The organism is Brevibacterium sp. Lmc1 (assembly GCF_057654315.1).
The window spans coordinates 3,690,672-3,708,059 of sequence record NZ_CM172803.1 but is presented as its reverse complement, the minus strand read 5'-3'; the positions used below and the strand labels follow the sequence as shown (position 1 = coordinate 3,708,059).

Annotated in this window: 17 protein-coding genes and 2 pseudogenes; 12 read left to right on the top strand and 7 right to left on the bottom strand. The window is 62.9% G+C overall.

What is annotated here, in order from left to right:
• The first annotated feature begins 31 nt into the window (after positions 1-31).
• From AC239G_RS16670 to AC239G_RS16660, 3 genes and pseudogenes are all read left to right on the top strand, one after another.
• The gene (locus AC239G_RS16670; RefSeq protein WP_487489340.1) at positions 32-733 is read left to right on the top strand and encodes an AAA family ATPase; all 702 of its coding nucleotides are present in this window, start codon (positions 32-34) and stop codon (positions 731-733) included.
• 770 nt (positions 734-1,503) lie between these two features.
• Positions 1,504-1,661 (top strand): annotated as a pseudogene (locus AC239G_RS16665) (IS3 family transposase); the annotation flags it as partial.
• 81 nt (positions 1,662-1,742) lie between these two features.
• Positions 1,743-2,021: a hypothetical protein gene (locus tag AC239G_RS16660; RefSeq protein WP_487489339.1), complete on the top strand. Its 279-nt coding sequence runs from the start codon at positions 1,743-1,745 to the stop codon at positions 2,019-2,021.
• 72 nt (positions 2,022-2,093) lie between these two features.
• Here the strand turns inward: AC239G_RS16660 and AC239G_RS16655 are convergent, their stop codons facing one another.
• Both AC239G_RS16655 and AC239G_RS16650 read right to left on the bottom strand, forming a co-directional pair.
• The gene (locus tag AC239G_RS16655; protein WP_139467925.1) at positions 2,094-2,759 is read right to left on the bottom strand and encodes an SGNH/GDSL hydrolase family protein; all 666 of its coding nucleotides are present in this window, start codon (positions 2,757-2,759) and stop codon (positions 2,094-2,096) included.
• 38 nt (positions 2,760-2,797) lie between these two features.
• Positions 2,798-3,325, bottom strand: coding sequence for a helix-turn-helix domain-containing protein (locus AC239G_RS16650; RefSeq protein ID WP_139467926.1), 528 nt, complete (start codon positions 3,323-3,325; stop codon positions 2,798-2,800).
• Between the two features lie 71 nt (positions 3,326-3,396).
• Between AC239G_RS16650 and AC239G_RS16645 the strand changes: the two genes are divergently transcribed.
• Genes AC239G_RS16645 through AC239G_RS16635 form a run of 3 tightly spaced genes read left to right on the top strand, consistent with a single transcriptional unit; the run spans position 3,397 to position 5,262 of the window.
• Positions 3,397-3,756, top strand: coding sequence for a hypothetical protein (locus tag AC239G_RS16645; protein ID WP_139467927.1), 360 nt, complete (start codon positions 3,397-3,399; stop codon positions 3,754-3,756).
• Positions 3,753-4,409: an ABC transporter ATP-binding protein gene (locus tag AC239G_RS16640; RefSeq protein ID WP_253903881.1), complete on the top strand. Its 657-nt coding sequence runs from the start codon at positions 3,753-3,755 to the stop codon at positions 4,407-4,409. The genes AC239G_RS16645 and AC239G_RS16640 overlap by 4 nt, the downstream gene beginning before the upstream one ends.
• A gap of 58 nt (positions 4,410-4,467) precedes the next feature.
• Positions 4,468-5,262 carry an ABC-2 transporter permease gene (locus tag AC239G_RS16635; RefSeq protein WP_487489338.1) on the top strand — a complete coding sequence of 265 codons (795 nt, stop codon included), beginning with the start codon at positions 4,468-4,470 and terminating at the stop codon, positions 5,260-5,262.
• 31 nt (positions 5,263-5,293) lie between these two features.
• Here the strand turns inward: AC239G_RS16635 and AC239G_RS16630 are convergent, their stop codons facing one another.
• On the bottom strand, positions 5,294-5,701 hold the full coding sequence (locus AC239G_RS16630) for a VOC family protein (protein ID WP_487489337.1): 408 nt from the start codon (positions 5,699-5,701) through the stop codon (positions 5,294-5,296).
• A gap of 73 nt (positions 5,702-5,774) precedes the next feature.
• On the opposite strand from AC239G_RS16630, the gene AC239G_RS16625 reads away from it, so the two are divergent.
• The gene (locus tag AC239G_RS16625) at positions 5,775-6,353 is read left to right on the top strand and encodes a TetR/AcrR family transcriptional regulator (RefSeq protein ID WP_172171760.1); all 579 of its coding nucleotides are present in this window, start codon (positions 5,775-5,777) and stop codon (positions 6,351-6,353) included.
• Here AC239G_RS16625 and AC239G_RS16620 read toward each other — a convergent pair.
• Positions 6,348-6,824, bottom strand: coding sequence for a MarR family winged helix-turn-helix transcriptional regulator (locus AC239G_RS16620; RefSeq protein ID WP_139467931.1), 477 nt, complete (start codon positions 6,822-6,824; stop codon positions 6,348-6,350). The two genes, AC239G_RS16625 and AC239G_RS16620, sit on opposite strands and share 6 nt — an antisense overlap.
• An 18-nt stretch (positions 6,825-6,842) precedes the next feature.
• On the opposite strand from AC239G_RS16620, the gene AC239G_RS16615 reads away from it, so the two are divergent.
• The gene (locus AC239G_RS16615; RefSeq protein ID WP_420095986.1) at positions 6,843-7,913 is read left to right on the top strand and encodes a GNAT family N-acetyltransferase; all 1,071 of its coding nucleotides are present in this window, start codon (positions 6,843-6,845) and stop codon (positions 7,911-7,913) included.
• A gap of 194 nt (positions 7,914-8,107) precedes the next feature.
• On the opposite strand, the pseudogene AC239G_RS16610 reads toward AC239G_RS16615, so the two are convergent.
• A pseudogene (locus tag AC239G_RS16610) lies at positions 8,108-8,833 on the bottom strand (LysR family transcriptional regulator); the annotation flags it as partial.
• Between the two features lie 211 nt (positions 8,834-9,044).
• Here AC239G_RS16610 and AC239G_RS16605 point away from each other — a divergent pair.
• Entirely contained in the window at positions 9,045-9,848 is an 804-nt protein-coding gene (locus AC239G_RS16605; RefSeq protein WP_487489336.1) for an EamA family transporter, read from the top strand.
• Between the two features lie 64 nt (positions 9,849-9,912).
• Here the strand turns inward: AC239G_RS16605 and AC239G_RS16600 are convergent, their stop codons facing one another.
• Positions 9,913-11,322: an aminotransferase-like domain-containing protein gene (locus AC239G_RS16600; RefSeq protein ID WP_139467933.1), complete on the bottom strand. Its 1,410-nt coding sequence runs from the start codon at positions 11,320-11,322 to the stop codon at positions 9,913-9,915.
• Between AC239G_RS16600 and AC239G_RS16595 the strand changes: the two genes are divergently transcribed.
• Entirely contained in the window at positions 11,321-12,280 is a 960-nt protein-coding gene (locus AC239G_RS16595; protein WP_139467934.1) for a DMT family transporter, read from the top strand. The two genes, AC239G_RS16600 and AC239G_RS16595, sit on opposite strands and share 2 nt — an antisense overlap.
• Before the next feature lie 595 nt (positions 12,281-12,875).
• On the opposite strand, the gene AC239G_RS16590 is transcribed toward AC239G_RS16595, so the two are convergent.
• Positions 12,876-14,054, bottom strand: coding sequence for an alpha/beta fold hydrolase (locus AC239G_RS16590; protein WP_139467935.1), 1,179 nt, complete (start codon positions 14,052-14,054; stop codon positions 12,876-12,878).
• A gap of 662 nt (positions 14,055-14,716) precedes the next feature.
• On the opposite strand from AC239G_RS16590, the gene dnaK reads away from it, so the two are divergent.
• Complete coding sequence (dnaK, locus tag AC239G_RS16585; RefSeq protein WP_139467936.1) at positions 14,717-16,579, top strand: molecular chaperone DnaK; 1,863 nt, start codon at positions 14,717-14,719, stop codon at positions 16,577-16,579.
• Entirely contained in the window at positions 16,579-17,253 is a 675-nt protein-coding gene (locus AC239G_RS16580; protein WP_139467937.1) for a nucleotide exchange factor GrpE, read from the top strand. The genes dnaK and AC239G_RS16580 overlap by 1 nt, the downstream gene beginning before the upstream one ends.
• Positions 17,254-17,388 lie beyond the last annotated feature (135 nt).

The following is a 17,388-nucleotide window of genomic DNA, read 5'->3' as shown; positions in this document are numbered from 1 at the left end:
GACTCTCATCATCTGACTCGGAGAGGTCACCATGGGATCAGCAGCCGCTGCGAGAGGCGACGACGGGTTCGTTAAGGAACTCGACCGGAATTTCAAAGGGCGCGAAAGCGGCCCATCGGGCAGTGCTGCGGTCACTCCTCTCGTTGTCATCGCCGGGGTTCCCGGGGCAGGCAAGACCGAAGCACTCAGAGTATTACGGGGCCGATCGCCTCGGGTGCGGTCGGCGGACCCGGAGGGCGTGCGACGTCAGCTGCGTCAGTGGATGCCGTGGTTGCCGTACGCGCTTGTTCGACCGATTCTCCACACGATCGCCCATCTCCGCGTGCTTGCGCTCATGCTCAACAGGGGCGGCGGACCGCTGGTCATCCATGATCCGGGCACCCGCCGATGGAGTCGCCGACTCATTGTGAGCCTTGCAGGAATTCTCGGATATCGACCGATGATCGTCTTCATTGATACGGATCGAGATTCCGCGCTTCGCGGTCAGGCGCAGCGGAACAGGCTTGTCAGGCGACGCGCCTTCGACCGACATTGGAGGCGCTGGAGCGAACTGCGCGAGCGCATCCTTCGTGGTGACAGCCTCGGTGACGGTGAGCCCTGGGGCCGTGTCGTGCTGTCGCATCAGGGCGCTGTTGTCGATGATGTTCTCGGCCTGCTCGATACCGCAGCGGCTGTAGGATCTCGTTACTCTTGTCAGAAGCTCACCGAGGTGACCTTGGACATGACAACTTGAGGAGACCACTTTCGTCTCACTAAGTTGTCATTTTCTTCCAGTACCTACCACAGAGTAGATGAAAGCCTAAAGATGAGCTATCGCGGTGCAACATTGCGTAAAGGAGTGAGCGCCCGCTTTGCGGTCAAGTCGCTCGGGTAAAGTCATATCACCTACGAGTGTTCGACGACGAGCAGGATCCGCCTACTGTCAAGGGAGCTTGGATTGACCAGGTCCACGCTCGTCAGCGATCTCAATGTCTGACCTCTGCCTGCCAACATCAGGGCTCACAGGCGGTGGAAGTGCATCCGATCTCATTTAACCTGTAATCATGCCATGAAAGTCATACGACGTTCGCACACTGAGGGCGAAAGCCATCTCCTCGCTGCGGACTGGCGTCACAGCGTTCAACGCACTGGAAAACAATGGAAGAGTGACCACAGTCTTGATCCATCTTAAGCATTGTTTCGAAATGCTCCTCGAAGCAGCGCTGCTCGCTACTGGAGACAAGAATGTCTTTGACAAAGGGAAACGAGTAGCCACAGATTGAACCGTCCTTAGTTTGATTGAGGGTGTGACAGATATCCGGAAGGACGGCCCTTTTACCGAACCCGAAGGATCCTACCGAGCTCCACGCGCGTACCACACGGTTGGCGGTGGAAGCTCGCCGAGACCCTGCGATGCGCAACGGCGCGATCGCTCGGATCGCTGAACAGACCGGTGTCCACAAGGAAGCTCTACAGACGTGGGTCAAGCGCGCTTAAGATGACGATCTGCCCACGACGCCGATCGACTCCACAGCTCGGATCCGGCAACTGGAGGCTGAGAATCGGGGGCTGAAGAAGACGAACGAGATCCTCCGGTCAGCGACCGCGTACTTCGGCAAGGCGGAGTTCGACCGCCTACGGAAGTGATCGTCGCTTTCCTCGACGAGCACAAAGACCTATAGGGCACTGCGCTACACACGACCAATGACCCTGAAGCCGAAGCGGCCGGCATCCGTGAAGTCGACTTGGAGATAAAGTTCTACATGGGAAAATATGACCTGGCCGACAAATCAAACGTTAACCGCACCCGAGCCACAGCTCTGCGCAGGCACTTGGGACTAGGCAATGACGACGACCATTTTTCGCACCTCTTTCGACTAGGTACCCAGAAAACGTTGCGACACTCGGACAACGCGCTACGAGCGATGCGAGATGCGCTACGCCAAGTTGATATAGAGAGGGTCTGGGCAGCGCACCGTCCTATCTCAGCAAAAGTAGCCGACAGTCTTCCTGCATGTGACCAACTAGGCAGCGCCCAGTAGGTAAAAGTAAGGAACTACGCTCTGATCGCCTCAGAAGGGGCCGGATGACCCGCATTGTTTGACTGTGGAGCTTCAGCCAGCATCGCGATCTACCATCAGGTCCGCGACGACCGGCGCGAGTGCGACACCCAGGGCGTGGTGCTGGTCGGCGTCGAGATGCACGCCGTCGTGCTTGCTGCTGGTGGTGATCGTGTTCGAGTCGAAAAAGACGCAGTCGGTGTCTTCGCTGACCTGTCGAATTGCCTGCGCGAGACCCTGTGCGGCGATATCCCCGCCCGCGAACTTCGGGCCGATCGGTCCTCGAGGGTTGTCAAGCTGCGGGGGCGCGATGACGAGAATCGGCGGGGTAGGCATCCCGGGCTCGATCGGCGCTGTCCTGATCGCGTTGATGAGCGCTGCGATGCCCATCGCGGAGTGCCAGGGTTTGTGCTGGTGCATGGATTGGAAGTCGTTCGTGCCGAGTAGGAGAATCACGAGGTCGAGCGGGGATTGCGCTTCTATGACCTGTTGGATGCCGCTGAGGGCGTTCCGCCCAGGTTTGTATGGGTCGTCGAAGGCGGTGCGACGCCCGTTGAGACAATCCTCCGTAAGCCGGATGCGACCGTCCCTTCCCGCGTTGAGCGCGGCGTGCAGGACTCCGGGCCAGCGCTCTTCGAAGGGAAGTCGCTGCCGAGTCGTCGGGACTATGCCCCAGGTCAGCGAGTCCGAGTACACAAGGATGTGCTTCGTCGTTGGCATCTTGTCTCCTTTGCGTTGCCGTCGTTCTCTTTACGCGTTCACGGGTCCGGAAGGAGGATCGTGGCGAGGTTGACGCGTTGCTGACCGTCCTCCCGTTCCGTCAGGTAAGGGGCCAGTAGCTCGGCGAGGCTGGACTGGATCGTGGCGAGATCCTCCCTGTTCACGTACAAGGGCGTTCGCGCGAAACCGACCAACTCACGGGCTTCGGGAGAACCCGCGCTGAGGAAACGATCGAAGTCACCCGTGACGTCTCCCAAGAAAGTCAGGAAGGCTGTGTTTAGCTGCGCGCTGCTCATCGCAGAAAGCTCGGCGTGGTCAATCGCTGCCATCCGGTCCCCTAGCGCCAAGGTTCGCTCGATCGCGCCACGAGATCTGCGCTCATTGACCACGGCGACAACCTCGGCATCGAGGAGGGCCGCTACATGTCGATAGAGCGTGGCCTGCGGGATATCCGGGAGCGCCTCGCGCAACTGTGCCGTCGTGCGGTTGCGACCACCCAGCTGCTGGATGATCCGTAATCGCACGGGGTGCAGCACGACCTCTGCCAGAGCAGTCTTGTCCGGCACCTTGACTCCTCACTGTTATCATTATGATAATGTTCTCGTTACGATTCTATTCTAGCGACCAGGAGAGAACGATGACGAACATCACGTACGACCAAACGGGAGTACACGTGCAGTTTCCCGGCTGGGAGGCGACGATGACGGGCTTGCCGAAGCTGTCAATTCCGAGGGCGGCGATCCGTGGTGTAACGAGCGAGCCGGGATGGACTTCCGAGATCCTCGGGATGAAATCCGGTCTCGTCATCTCTGGCTACCGCAAGCTGGGCACGTTCAGACACCCTTCGGGAGTGCGGCGCCTAGTCTCGATGAAGCGCGGTCACCCGCTGCTGCGGATCGCCGTCGACCGGGCCGCCGTCGGGTTCGACGAGGTCCTCCTGAGCACCGATGCTGCAGAGTCGATCGCGGCAGACCTCCGATCGGACGTGCACTCTTGAACGCTGCGATCGAGGTAGAGGCGCTCTCAAAACGGTTCGGGGCAGTCGTTGCGCTCGAAGATGTCACCTTGAAGGTCGAGTACGGGCGCGTCGTCGGGTTCCTCGGGCCCAATGGGGCAGGGAAATCGACGCTCATGCGCGCACTACTCGGCCTAGTTCGCTCCGACAGCGGTGAGGCTCACATTGCTGGCCTTCCGTATGCCCACCTGCCTGCGCCCGCAAAGACCGTGGGCGCGGTCCTGGACATTGCCTCAGCGCATCCACGCATGACGGCACGCGCTCACCTTCACACGTACGCGGCACTCGGAGGAATGGACCGGTCGCGGGTCGACACCGTGTTATCCCTCGTGGGGGCGCAGTCGTACGCCGATCGTCGGATCGGCACTTTCTCCACCGGGATGCGCCAGCGCCTCGCGCTGGCCACCGCGATGCTCGGCGACCCGGACATCCTCGTGCTCGATGAGCCGTCGAACGGTCTCGACCCAAGCGGAAGCGCCTGGCTCCGCACATTCCTGCGCGAGTTCGCCGATGCTGATGGCGCGCCGTACTGCTCTCCAGCCATGTGCTCAACGAGGTTGAGCACACGATCGACGACGTCATCCTCATCGACCGAGGCCGCACCGTCTGGGCGGGCGCACTCGAACGACTCGTAGCGCAAGATGCTCCCCTCGAAGAAGCCTTCCTGCGCCTCACGCAGAAAGGACTCCTCCTATGAATGCCGTCTATGGCGAAGTCGCGCGACTGAGCGGCACCGGAGTAGCACTGCGGTCGACACTGGTTGCGCTCGCGTGTGGTGGCGGATTGCCGCTTCTCCTTGCGCTCACCGGACCGCAGAACGCCCAGCCTCCCATGCCGGACATCGACACCCCCGAAGGCGTTGGATTCGTGCTCGGCATCGGAACCGTGCTTCTGTTCGTCCCCGCGCTGATCGGGACCATCGCGATCACAAACGAGTATCGACACCGCACGATCGGCACGACGTTCCTCGTCGTTCCTCGTCGGGGTCGAGTACTCACAGCCAAGCTCGCCGTGTACACAGCGCTGGGCATTGTCTACGGAATGGTCGCATCCCTGTCGGCCTTCCTCGCCCTGATCGTCGCAACATGGATGCGCGGTGTACCGCTGGGCGTCAATGTGGTGAATCTGGTACCGGCACTCATACAGCTCAGCCTCGCCGCTGCCGCCTACATGCTGCTTGGAGTAGGGATCGGCGCGTTGGCGCGTTCACCCTTCGTCGCGATCGGCGTCGTGCTCGGCTACTTCCTGTTCGTCGAGTACGTCCTGATGATGGTTCCCGGCGTCAATGCGATCTACCCGTTCCTGCCGGGCGGCGCGACGGCATCGCTGACGAGTTTCGACTTCCTCACCGGCGCGATCGCGAGCCAGACAGCGCTGACGCCTGCGACGATGGTCTCACCTGTGCTCGGCGCTGCGATCCTCGTGGCATACGCGGTCATCGCGGCGATTCTCGCCGTCTTCGTTCCCCTTCGGCGAGACCTGAGGTGAACGGATCCAGGGTCTCGCCGAACGGGAGCCTCTATGGCTGCACATACGCGCTCGCGTAGTCCTCACTGGGAGCCACGGGCTGGATGATGTCGAGCAGCACACCATCGGGGGCAGCAATGATGAAGTGCCGCTGACCGAAGTCCTCGTCGCGAAGCGGTAACACCACGTTCACCTCTGTTCTGTCGGCCAGCTGCTTGTGGAGGGCATCGACGTCGCTGACTTCGAGGTTGACGATCACTCCTCGGGGAAGTTCACGGTATCCGGCCGGCACCGTGGAGTGATCGTGAGCCAAGATCGCCAGCTCGAACTCGCCTAAGCGCAAGCTGACATACCAGTCGGATTCAAAGGTCGTCTCAAAACCGATGAAGTCGCGGTAGAAGGACGCCGCGGCGTCGACATCGCGAGACATGAGCACGGGATAGAGGCTGGTGACGGACATTGCACTCCTTTACGTACGATATGCATGTAACGAAGCCAGCATACATACACACTGTACGTAAAGGAAGAGGACCATGCCCCGCGCCTCCGCAGCCGACGCCGCCCAGACAGCCCAACGCATCCTCGATTCCGCGAAGGAACTCTTATCGGCGCGAGGCTTCAGCGAAGTCTCCGTCGATGACGTCGCCCGGGACGCCGGGGTCACACGGGGGGCGGTCTACCACCACTACCGGAACAAGGTCGCGCTGTTCGGCGAAGTCGCCGCCCGACTCCAAGCCGACGTCGCACGAGCTGTCGTCGCGGCAGCCGAGAATGCAGACCCGCAGCCTCACGAACAGCTCAAGGCCGGGTCGCACGCATTCCTCGATGCGATCACGAACGGAGCCGCCATGCGCATCCTGCTCATCGATTCACCAGCAGTGACCGGCTGGCAGGAATGGCGCCGACTTGACGCAGAGAATTCGGCGACGCATCTGCGAGAGGCACTACGTGAGGCAGGAGTTGCAGAAGACATCCTCGATGCGTCGACCGCGCAGCTCTCCGGCGCGATGAACGAAGCAGCCCTGTGGACAGCCCAACAGAACGACATCGACCTGGCTCGTCGGCAGTCTCATCGGGCCCTTGACAGACTGCTCACGGCCTACGTGTCATAGAGCCGACTCTGGAGCATGGGAGAGTTTTCCAGAGATTCGCACGATGTCGAGGAGGTCGCGCGCGTCGAGCCGATCGGCGAAGCGGCGGCACACGGATTCCAAGTGCACGGCAGTCGCTCCACGAAGGGCGTCGAGACCGAGGGGGGCGAGTACGAGCAGACAGCCGCGACCGTCTGCCGGGTCGGGATCACGGCGAATCAGCTCTCGCGCTTCCATCCTGCCGGCGTGACGCGAGAGCCTGCTCCGCGACCACCCCATCTTCTGCGCTTGGGCATGCAGTGTGCTCGTCATCTCCGGCGCTTCGACCAGGGTGCTGAGCACCTCGTAGTCGGGCTCCGAGAGACCCGACGCTGCAAGGTCGTGCACCACACCGGCCTGCACTGCGATCGTCATGCGACGAAACGCGCGCCAGGCGACTTCCTCATCCTCGTTCAACCACGGCGCCGCGGACCCCATCCTTTTCGTTGACATGTAATCATTCTACGATCTATGCTCGTTTACATGTCAATAAAATCTCCTAGAGTCGTGATCCTCACGTGCAGCACCAGGCCAGGAGCTATGGGCCCGGCGGTTGCAGACTGGCTCCTGCGAACCCTCACCCCCGACGCCGTCGCACTCGGCGTCGAGCTTCAGCATGTGTCGTTGCGCGATCTCGACCTCCCGTTCTTCGACGAGGAGGAACATCCTGCTGTTGGCGCCTACCGAAACCCGCACACCAAAGCGTGGAGCAAGATCGTCGACGAGGCGGATGGCTTCATCGCGGTCACGCCGGAATACAACTACGGCATGCCCGCGACGCTCAAGAACGCCCTCGACTACCTGAGCCAAGAATGGGCATGGAAGCCCATGGGGTTCGTGAGTTACGGCAACACCTCGGCAGGCACCCGATCCGTGCAGCACGCGAAACAGGTGATAACGACACTTCGTCTCGTCCCACTCGGCTCGACCGTCGCCCTGCGCCTGAAAGACACGATCGATTCGACCGGGGTGCGCCCGGGCGCACAGCTGACCGCGTCAGCGAACAGCTTGCTGGAAGAGCTGATCAGACTAGCTCACGCGCTCAAGCCCATGCGGGAGGCTGCACGGCCCGGTAACGGAGTTGGGCCGCTGCCCGGTAGCTATACACGCCCGTTGACTCCCAACGACGCACCTCATGTACTGGTTCTGCAGCGATGCTGCTGGGTCGACGAGGCGTTGAGCAACGAAACACTAGACCTCACTCCGTTCACCGAGACCCTCGACGACGTGCAGGCCTGGCTCACCGACTGGGAGACGATCGGACTCTGGCTCCACGGTCGTCTCATCGGAATGGTTCGCGCTCGACGCGCATCGCGAACAGGGTGCATCGGCAGACTCGCCGTCGTTCCCGATCTCTACGGACGGGGAATCGGGCGCTGGCTCCTCCGGCACGCGACGGATGCTCTCGCCAGCTCCTGTGACCGGATAGAGCTCAGCACCGGATCGCGGAGCACGAAGAACATCCATCTGTACACGAGCGAAGGATTCGTCCAGCAAACCGAGAATCCCGAAGGAGCAGTCGACCTTGTCAAGCGTTTTTGAAGCGAGGTCCGGTGGACTGACATTCGGCTCCCTGCGAATGCACCTACGTGTCGTCGCCCGGTTGAGGCATCGGCAGGCTTTCGAGGAATGCTCTTGCTGCGGGGGTGGAGTTGAAGCTGCTCCACGCGAGGTACTCGATACGGGATGGGGCCAGCTGTCACCGGGATCGTTCGAAGGTCGTTGCTGCCGGCGGGGATGACAGCTGGTGAGAGCGGGGCGATCACGAGGCCCTGCCTGACCAGGTCGACGATAAGGTCGGCGCTCATCGCTTCGAAGGCGACCTCGCGATGGACACCAGCGGCCTGGAATGCGAGGTCGGAGGGAACTCGGCCGGGTGTTCCCTCGGGAAAGTCCACGAACACTTCATCGGTCAAGTCTTCCAACCGTAGTCTGCGACGCCGAGCCAGTGAGTGTTCAGCGGCGACGACGACGATGAGCCGCTCCCTGGCAAGAACGCGCGCGTTCACGCCTTTCGGGGGTGCGCTGTCGGGCAGCCCGAGCACTGCGACGTCCATACGGCCCTCGCTGATCGCGGTGATGAACTCATCGCTACCGCCGCCTCGGAGCTTGATCCGCACCGCAGGGTGGGCGCGATGGAAACGCCCCAGTACAGTAGGTATATCGATGGTGGTCACCGTCGGAATCACACCGATCGTGAGACTGCCTCGAATCTGCCCGTCCGCCTCCGCCGCCTCGGAGACCGCCCGTTCAGCCGCATCGAGACTCTCTCGTGCTCGTGCCAGGAATGCCTCGCCGGCGGCCGTGGTCTCAACCCTGCGGCTGGTGCGCGCGAACAACCTCACCCCGAGTTCGCGTTCGAGCGCCTTGATCTGGTGACTCAGAGCGGACTGCACCACGAGACACCGCTCTGCCGCGCGAGTGAAGCTGCGATCCTCGGCCACCGCGACCACATACCGCATCTGCTGAAGCTCCACACTTCAATGATCCTTGTTCATCACTGGGATCACAACAATGTCCTGGACTCATGGGCATGCCGGACCCGACGATGTAACCATGAGCATCACGACCTCACCGCGCACGCCTCCAAGCGTGCAGGCAGAATCCACGAGCCAGGCCGTGTAGACGATACTGACTGCGCTCACCCCGATGGCCTGGGGCACCACCTACATCGTGACCACGCACCTACTGCCCGCAGGGCATCCTCTCTTCGCTGCGATGATGCGCTCGCTTCCCGCAGGTCTGCTCGCGCTCTTGATCGCGAGGCAGTTGCCGCTCGGTTCGTGGTGGTGGAAGAGCCTCGTGCTCGGCACCTTCAACATGGCCGCATTCTTCCCGCTGCTCTTCCTCGTAGCCCAGCATTTGCCAGGCGGAGTAGCAGCCACGCTGGGTGCGGCACAGCCCATCGTGATCGCGTTCCTCGCCGTGGCGATCCTGCACGAAAAGCTCTCGCTCTGGCGAGTCACGTGGAGCGTGCTCGGCATGATCGGCGTTGCGCTCGTCGTCCTCGGCCGGAACGCTGCGATATCACCTCTTGGTGTCCTCCCGGGCTTGGGCGGTGCCGTGTCGATGGGCATCGGAGTTGTGCTGACGAAGAAGTGGGGGCGCCCCGAAGGGGTCTCCGCAGTAGGTCTGGCCGGGTGGCAACTCACCGCGGCCGGTCTTGTCCTGCTGCTACCGGCTCTGCTCATCGACGGCATTCCGCCCGGTATCGACGGTAAGGCCGTGCTGGGGTACGCCTGGCTGGGGCTGATCGGGGCGCTGCTGACTTACACCATCTGGTTCGCCGGCATCCGGCGTCTGCCCGTGACGGCAACCGCCCTGCTCGGGTTGCTTTCCCCGCTCGTCGCGGCGGGGCTCGGCGCCGCGATCGCAGGTGAAGCCTTGACCCCACTCCAACTTCTCGGCTTTGCCGCCGCACTCATCTCGATGGTCGCCGGTCAACTCCCGCCACCGAGCACGAAAGACCACGTCTGATCATGCGAGCCGCTGTATTCGGTGCGACCGGCAAGGTCGGGAGCGCTATCCTCACCGAAACGATTCACTGTCTGTTTGCGAGGGCCTGTCCGATGATTCGCGCGGCTTCGGGGAACGCGCTGGGGTTGGGTCCGGAGTAGTTCAGACGGAGATAGCGGCCGGTTGGCTCGGCGGGGAACCAATCGTCGCCTGCTGCGATGATGACCCCACGAGCTTCGCATTCTCGGGCAAGCTGGAGCAGGTTCGTGTCGTCGGGCAGTCGCAGCCAGAGGTTCAGGCCGCCGTACGGTACGGCGTCCAGGCACGCCGCCGAAGCGTGCTCGTGGAGCGCGTCGACGAGGAGATCGCGGCGGGTGGCGAGCTGTTGCCTGAGTGAGCGCAGGTGCGTGCGCCAAGCCGGTTGCGTGACCACATCGACCGCGATGGCTTGTAGGGCGGAGCTGACGTACATCTCCTGGGCCTGCGTGTCCGCGAGGATGCGATCACGGGCAGGGCCGCGCGCGATCAGGCCCGCGACCCGGACTGATGGAGAGACACTTTTGGTGAGTGAGCGGATGTAGACGACGTGACCGCTGTCGTCACGGGCGGCGATGGGGACAGAATCGGTAGTGATGCCGAAGTCGTGCGCCCAGTCGTCCTCGATGAGGAACGCGCCGCGCTCGCGCACGATCCCGAGCACCGCGTCACCCAGTTTCGCCGACCACTGGCCGCCGGTGGGGTTGGCGAAGTTCGGTTGCGCGTAGAACGCGCGTGCCCCGGTCTGCGCGAAGGCGCGGTCGAGGTCGTCGGGGTTCGGGCCGTGCGGCCCGGACGGGATGGGTACGAGTTGCACGCCGACCTGCGCGGCGGCGAGCATCGCCCCCCAGTAGCTCGGTGACTCGATGAGTAGTGGTCGTCCCGCACCGACAAGGGTGCGGAAGAGAGTGCTGAGGCCACTCTGGCTACCCGGCACGATTACTACATCCCTTGCGGCCGGGGCGGTGAGATCCGTGGGAGTGATCGCGCCGAGTTCAGCGGCGAACCAGGATTGCAGCTCGGGCAGGCCTGCAGCGGGCGGGCGGCTCACCGCCGCCTCGCTGCGTGCAGCGCGAGCGAACGCGGCCCGTACCAGACGTTCGGGCAGCAGCTCCCTGTCGGGGTAGCCCGAATGCAGGGCGATCACATCGTTCGGCGTTGTGCGCAGCGCCACCGACGAGGCCGGGATGCGGTGCTGCGGGGAGCCGAGCGCTGCCGTCTGCCAGCCGTAGTCGTTCGGACGGACCTCCCGGACCCTGCGCACGAACGTGCCGACGCCCGGCCGCGACTCAATCACCCCCTGACCGATGAGGGTGCGCAGTGCCTTCTGCACCGTCACCGGGCTGGCCTCGAATCGCGCGACAAGCTGCCGCGTCGACGGAAGCTGTGCGCCCGCAGGAGCGACCGCGAGCCACTCGCCAAGTGCCGACACGATGCGGTCACTGCTACTATTAATCATGAATCACAACAATAGCGCTATTGTATATTCGGTCAAACTGCTACCAGTATCCCGTTCCGGCCTGTGGTGGGGGCTGCTCGGCGTGACCGCATTCTCGTTCACCGTGCCGTTCACCAGGGTCGCGGTGGAGAACGGGCACATGTCGGCACTGTTCGTCGGGTCGGGCCGTGCGGTGATCGCGGCCGTGCTTGCCGCCTTCGCCCTCGGATTGACGCGGCAAAGACTCCCGCGAGGGAGGCAGTGGGTACAGGTCGCGGTGGTCGCGGGCGGCGCGGTGGTCGGGTTCCCGCTGCTGACGTCGTTTGCCCTCGAGACAGCGCGCGCGAGCCACGGGGCTGTGGTGATCGCGCTGCTGCCCGCAGCGACGGCGGTGATTGCGGCGCTGCGCACGGGGGAACGACCCGCACGCTCGTTCTGGGTCGCCGCCGCGTTTGGTGCTGTCGCTGCGGTGGTATTCGCCGTGATCCAAGGTGGCGGTTTCGGCGGGCTGCACTTCTCCGACCTGCTACTGTTCGCCGCCGTCGTCGTTTGCGCGGTCGGCTACGCGGAAGGCGGATTGCTCTCGCGCAGCTTGGGGTCGTGGCAGACAATCTCGTGGGCGCTTGTGCTCGCCTCACCGCTGATGATTCTACTGACCGGCATCGCCATGGTGCAGCAGCCTCACATGGGCACCCTCGTGGAGTGGGGCGCGTTCGCGTACCTCGCGGTGGTGAGCATGTTCCTCGGGTTCTTCGCCTGGTATCGTGGCCTCGCCATCGGACCGATGGCAGAAGTCAGCCAGGTGCAGCTCACTCAACCGGTGATGAACATCCTCTGGGCAGGCCTGCTGCTGGGCGAGCACATCGGCTGGCAGACCGTTACCGGCGGCATCGCCGTGATCGGCTGCGCACTGCTTGCAGTTCGCGCCCGCAACCGAGGAAAGCAGGCAGGTGTACGAGACACACTCCGCGCTAACTGATGACTGATCTCGGAGAAGTTACGGGCTGATCCGTGGCAACCCGCAGGTTCGGTGGGCCCGTAGCGGTTGCACCAGATTCGCAGCGTCTCGCCGCCGACACCGAACCGCGGGGTGAGCGCACGATTCGACTGCGAGCGGGGCCGGGCACTCGTAGACCATGCGCATGGTGCGATATCGCAACTCTTGACTGAACTCCTTGGACATACTCCCGTTCCCCTTGCTAAGACCTGGAGCGAACCCCAGGGCGCTTCACCGCTATCTGCGAGTGCTGGGGCGTCTCGTGCACGCCCATAAGGTCGTCGAGTGGTCGTGGAAGAGAATCGCTAGGAATCGCCGAGCCTTGTTCTGGTCGATGACGCTCATTCGCGACGAGCGGGGCCTCGACCCCGCCTCCACCGCCTAGCTGTACGAGAAACTGGGCTGCGGCTCCGTGCGCCGCCCTCGTTTGGACATATCAGGGCTAAGAAGACCACCACCGGAACGATTAAGCGCCCCCTCAACGTGTGGGAGAGCGGGCATTCCGCCTCAACGGTCAAGAGCTCCAGCGGGGCCGTGGTCCTGGGCCGTTCGGCCTAGGAAGGGCCGCGGGTAGTGCTCAGGGTTCGAGCAGGCGCTTGAGGTCTTTTGCGAATTCTGACGGCTCTGAGCTTGCGCCGAGGTGGTTACCTGGCATGTCGACTAGGGGCAGTCCTAGACGTTCAGCGAGTATTTGGGTTGCCCGCCGCGCGAGTTGATGATGGCTCAGTGAGCCTGCACACAGCGTAATCGCAACACGTCGGATGGCCTCAATATCGGGTACGTAAAAGACTGATGGACCGGCCATCTGCCCTAGAAAGTAGCGATTCTTTTCGAGTTCCTCGGCAGGTAGCTCGGGCATGGACATATGGGCGGGAGGTGTCTGATCTGGTCCCGTATGGTGGGCGGCGCCACTGAGATCAAAGAACTCCTGCACTGCCCGCTGGGGATCAGCCTCCGCGGCTTCAAACACCGCTGCAGCTCTGTCCGCTAGCTTCGAATCAGCCACGAGGGACACGAGCGGCGGCTCATGCAACACGGCCCGGCCAACCATTTCAGAATACTGCTTGGCCAGTTCCAACAGCGTCACGGCGCCGCCACTGGTTCCGACGAATAGGGCGGGCCCTCCGGTGAGCCGGTCAACAAGCGCAGCAAGATCCTCGGCAAGTACCTCGGGCGTGGGTGCAGCCATCCCCAGGACTGCACGACTGGCACCGACACCACGCGGGTCATGGGTGACGACGGTATAACGGTCGGAAAGCTCATGCGCTAGCGGTGCGAAACCAGCCCGCCCCGCCGGCGCACCGACCAGGAACAACAGAGGCCCCTCCCCCTGGACGTCGAACGCAATCGTGCAATCTGTTCGCTCGAGAAGGTTCACCGAACCGGTGATTCGATCGCTGAAATCCATGATCTTCCGCGTAATTACATCGAGCGCTCGGTCGAGCTCCTCACGCCTATCCTGGACGCGACGGCGATGGGCTGTCAGTAACTCCACTCGAAGTCCGGCCAGATCAGCCACCTTGTTGTCTGCGCCCGTGAACTGCGCGATATCAGCCAGAGGCATCCCCGTCTCACGGAGATGAACCAGCATGCGGATCAACTCGACGTCGGCCGTCGTGTACTGACGGTGTCCCGCACTGTCGCGTCGTGGAGACGGTATGACCCTCTGGCGCTCGAAGTATCGTATCGTGTCCGGTTCCAGACCGATCCGTGCCGAGACCTCGGCAATCCCAAACAGCTCATCTCGTTCACTCATGCCTCAAGCTTCACCCCTGAACCGAGGTTCAGGTCAAACGAAGGGAATGCTGAAGGTTTGTTTGACTCTGACCTGACCCATGGTTTGGTTTCCACTCGAAGTCCGCCAACCACAATCGATCGAGTTCTAACCGGCTTTCGAACGGTATATGGTCGTTTGTGGTCGCGGACCAAAACAAACCGGGGTAGTGACGTTGACGCGCGTATGATCTGGGCGACCGGACCGGTAGTCCCTTCGAAAGTCGGGTGCTGTCCACAGCGCCCACAGTGGTGGCTGCCGATGTGCCCTCCTCGGTGAGGTACATCAGTTCCGTGTCCAGCAACGTCTTCGTTGTCATGTTTCCAGCATCCTCGCACCGACATGAAACTGGGAACACCGACACGCCTCCGACGCGAAATTGAGATTCCGACACGAAATCCGAGATCCTACAGCGGCTGTCTGAAAAGAAATCCTCTCCCGCCGGAATAAAACCATCCTCAGCAAAGTTGAGTCTGGTGTACGCAACTTTGATGAGGCCGACTTGACGGTCGGAACCTCGAAGAGAATACTTGAGTCCGGTTGGCTCAATGTGTGCGGTCGAGTGGTTCTGACTCAAGAACCGGAGCCGCCCGATCGCACACATTCGAGTCGCAGGAACTCACGATCTGTAAGGAGAGAAAACTATGGCACGTGCAGTCGGAATCGACCTCGGAACCACGAACTCCGTCGTCACCGTCCTCGAGGGCGGCGACCCGAAGGTCATCGCAAACGCGGAAGGCGGTCGCACGACCCCGTCCGTCGTCGCAGTCAACAAGAACGGCGACTCCCTCGTCGGTGAGATCGCCAAGCGCCAGGCCGTCACGAACATCAAGAACACCGTCGCATCGGTCAAGCGCCACATGGGCACCGACTGGTCCACCGAGATCGGCGGCAAGAAGATGACGGCCCCCGAAGTTTCGGCCCGCATCCTCCAGAAGCTCAAGCACGACGCCGAAGAGTACCTGCAGGAGAAGGTCACCGACGCGGTGATCACCGTTCCCGCATACTTCAACGATGCTGAGCGCCAGGCAACCAAGGATGCCGGTGAGATCGCCGGCCTCAACGTCTCGCGCATCATCAACGAACCCACTGCTGCCGCTCTTGCCTACGGCCTCGAGCGCGGCAAGGAAGACGAGCTCATCCTCGTCTTCGACCTCGGTGGCGGTACCTTCGACGTCTCCCTGCTGGAAGTCGGCAAGGACGAAGACGACTTCTCCACCATTCAGGTCCGTGCGACCTCCGGTGACAACCGCCTCGGCGGTGACGACTGGGATCAGCGCATCGTCGACTGGCTGGTCGAGCAGGTCAAGAACAACTACGGCGTGGACCTGACCAAGGATGCCACCGCTCTGCAGCGCCTCAAGGAAGCCGCAGAGCAGGCCAAGAAGGAACTGTCCTCGGCCACCAGCACGAACATCTCGCTGCAGTACCTGTCGATGAGCGAGAACGGACCCATCCACCTGGATGAGACCCTCACCCGTGCGAAGTTCGAGGACCTGACCAAGGACCTCCTCGAGCGCACCAAGGCTCCGTTCCACGCAGTCATGAAGGACGCCGGTGTCTCCGTCAGCGACATCGACCACGTCGTCCTCGTGGGCGGTTCGACCCGTATGCCCGGCGTCTCCGCCGTCGTCACCGAACTCACCGGAGGCAAGGAGCCCAACAAGGGCGTCAACCCCGATGAGGTCGTCGCCATCGGCGCCGCCGTTCAGGCCGGTGTCCTCGTGGGTGAGCGCAAGGACGTCCTGCTCATCGACGTCACCCCGCTCTCGCTCGGACTCGAGACCAAGGGCGGCGTGATGACCAAGCTCATCGAGCGCAACACCCCGATCCCGACCAAGCGCTCGGAGACCTTCACCACCGCTGAGGACAACCAGCCCTCCGTGTCGATCCAGGTCTTCCAGGGTGAGCGTGAGTTCACTCGCGACAACAAGAACCTCGGCACCTTCGAGCTGACCGGTATCGCTCCGGCTCCGCGCGGTGTGCCGCAGATCGAGGTCGCCTTCGACATCGACGCCAACGGCATCGTCCACGTGTCGGCCACCGACAAGGGCACCGGCACCGAGCAGTCGATGACGATCACCGGCGGTTCCGCACTGCCGAAGGAAGACATCGACCGCATGGTCCGCGAGGCCGAGGAGCACGCAGAAGAGGACAAGAAGCGCCGTGAGGCTGCCGACGTCCGCAACAATGCGGAGAACCTCGCCTACCAGACCGAGAAGCTGCTGACCGACAATGCCGACAAGCTGCCGGAAGAGCTCAAGACCGAGATGCAGGGCGATGTCGACGCCGTCAAGGAAGCCCTCAAGGGTGAAGACGACGACGCCGTGAAGAGCGCCTACGACAAGCTCGTGGAGAACCAGCAGAAGATCGGCGAAGCCATCTACAGCCAGCAGGGCGGTGCCGAAGGCGCCGAAGCTGCCGGTGAAGGCGCAGCCGATGCGAGCGCAGACGACGATGTCGTCGACGCCGAAGTTGTCGACGATGAGGATGAGGAGAAGAAGTAATGACTGCCGAGGGCAACGACAAGTCGTCCGAGGAGCCAGGCTTCACCTTCAGTGACAAGCGCCGGGTCGATCCGAACACCGGTGAGGTCCGTCCCGAGGCCGACGCCCAGTCGGCCTCGGCCGGGGCCGGCGAGGAGCCGACCGCGGACCCGAATGCCGAACAGGCTGCCGCGGCCGATGCCAGCGACCTCGGTGTGGACATCCCGTCCGATGCCTCGGGTCTCGAGGACATCGAGCCGGAGGCCGAGCCCGAACCGGGTTCTGAGGCAGCGGGATACCTGGCCGACCTCAAGCGCATCAACGCCGAATATGCGGCCTACCGGATGCGGGCCGACCGCGAACGTGAGCGTGCGGCGCTCGGCGGCACGATCAAGGTCGTCGAGGCCCTGATTCCCGTGCTCGACGAGGTCAAGCTCGCTCGCGACAACGGCGATGTCACCGGGCCTTTCGAGACCCACGTGAACAAGCTGGTCGAATCGCTGAACAAGCTCGGCGTCGAGCAGTACGGAGAGGTCGGCGACGAGTTCGATCCGAACATCCACGAAGCGCTCATGCAGCAGCCTTCGGATGAGGTCGAGAATCCGACGCTCTTCCTGGTCATGCAGCCGGGCTACCGGATCGGGGAGCGCATCATCCGCGCCGCCCGCGTCGGTGTCCAGCAGCCGGAAGATTGAGCAGCGACCACGATCGCCGAGGCGGCCGCCCGCCCCGCACGCCGGTTCACCGACGTACGGGGCCGGGGAACCGCCTCGGCGGCGGTCCGGATCTTCGGGGCATTGCCCCGGGGGTGCGGATTGTGAGAGGACAAG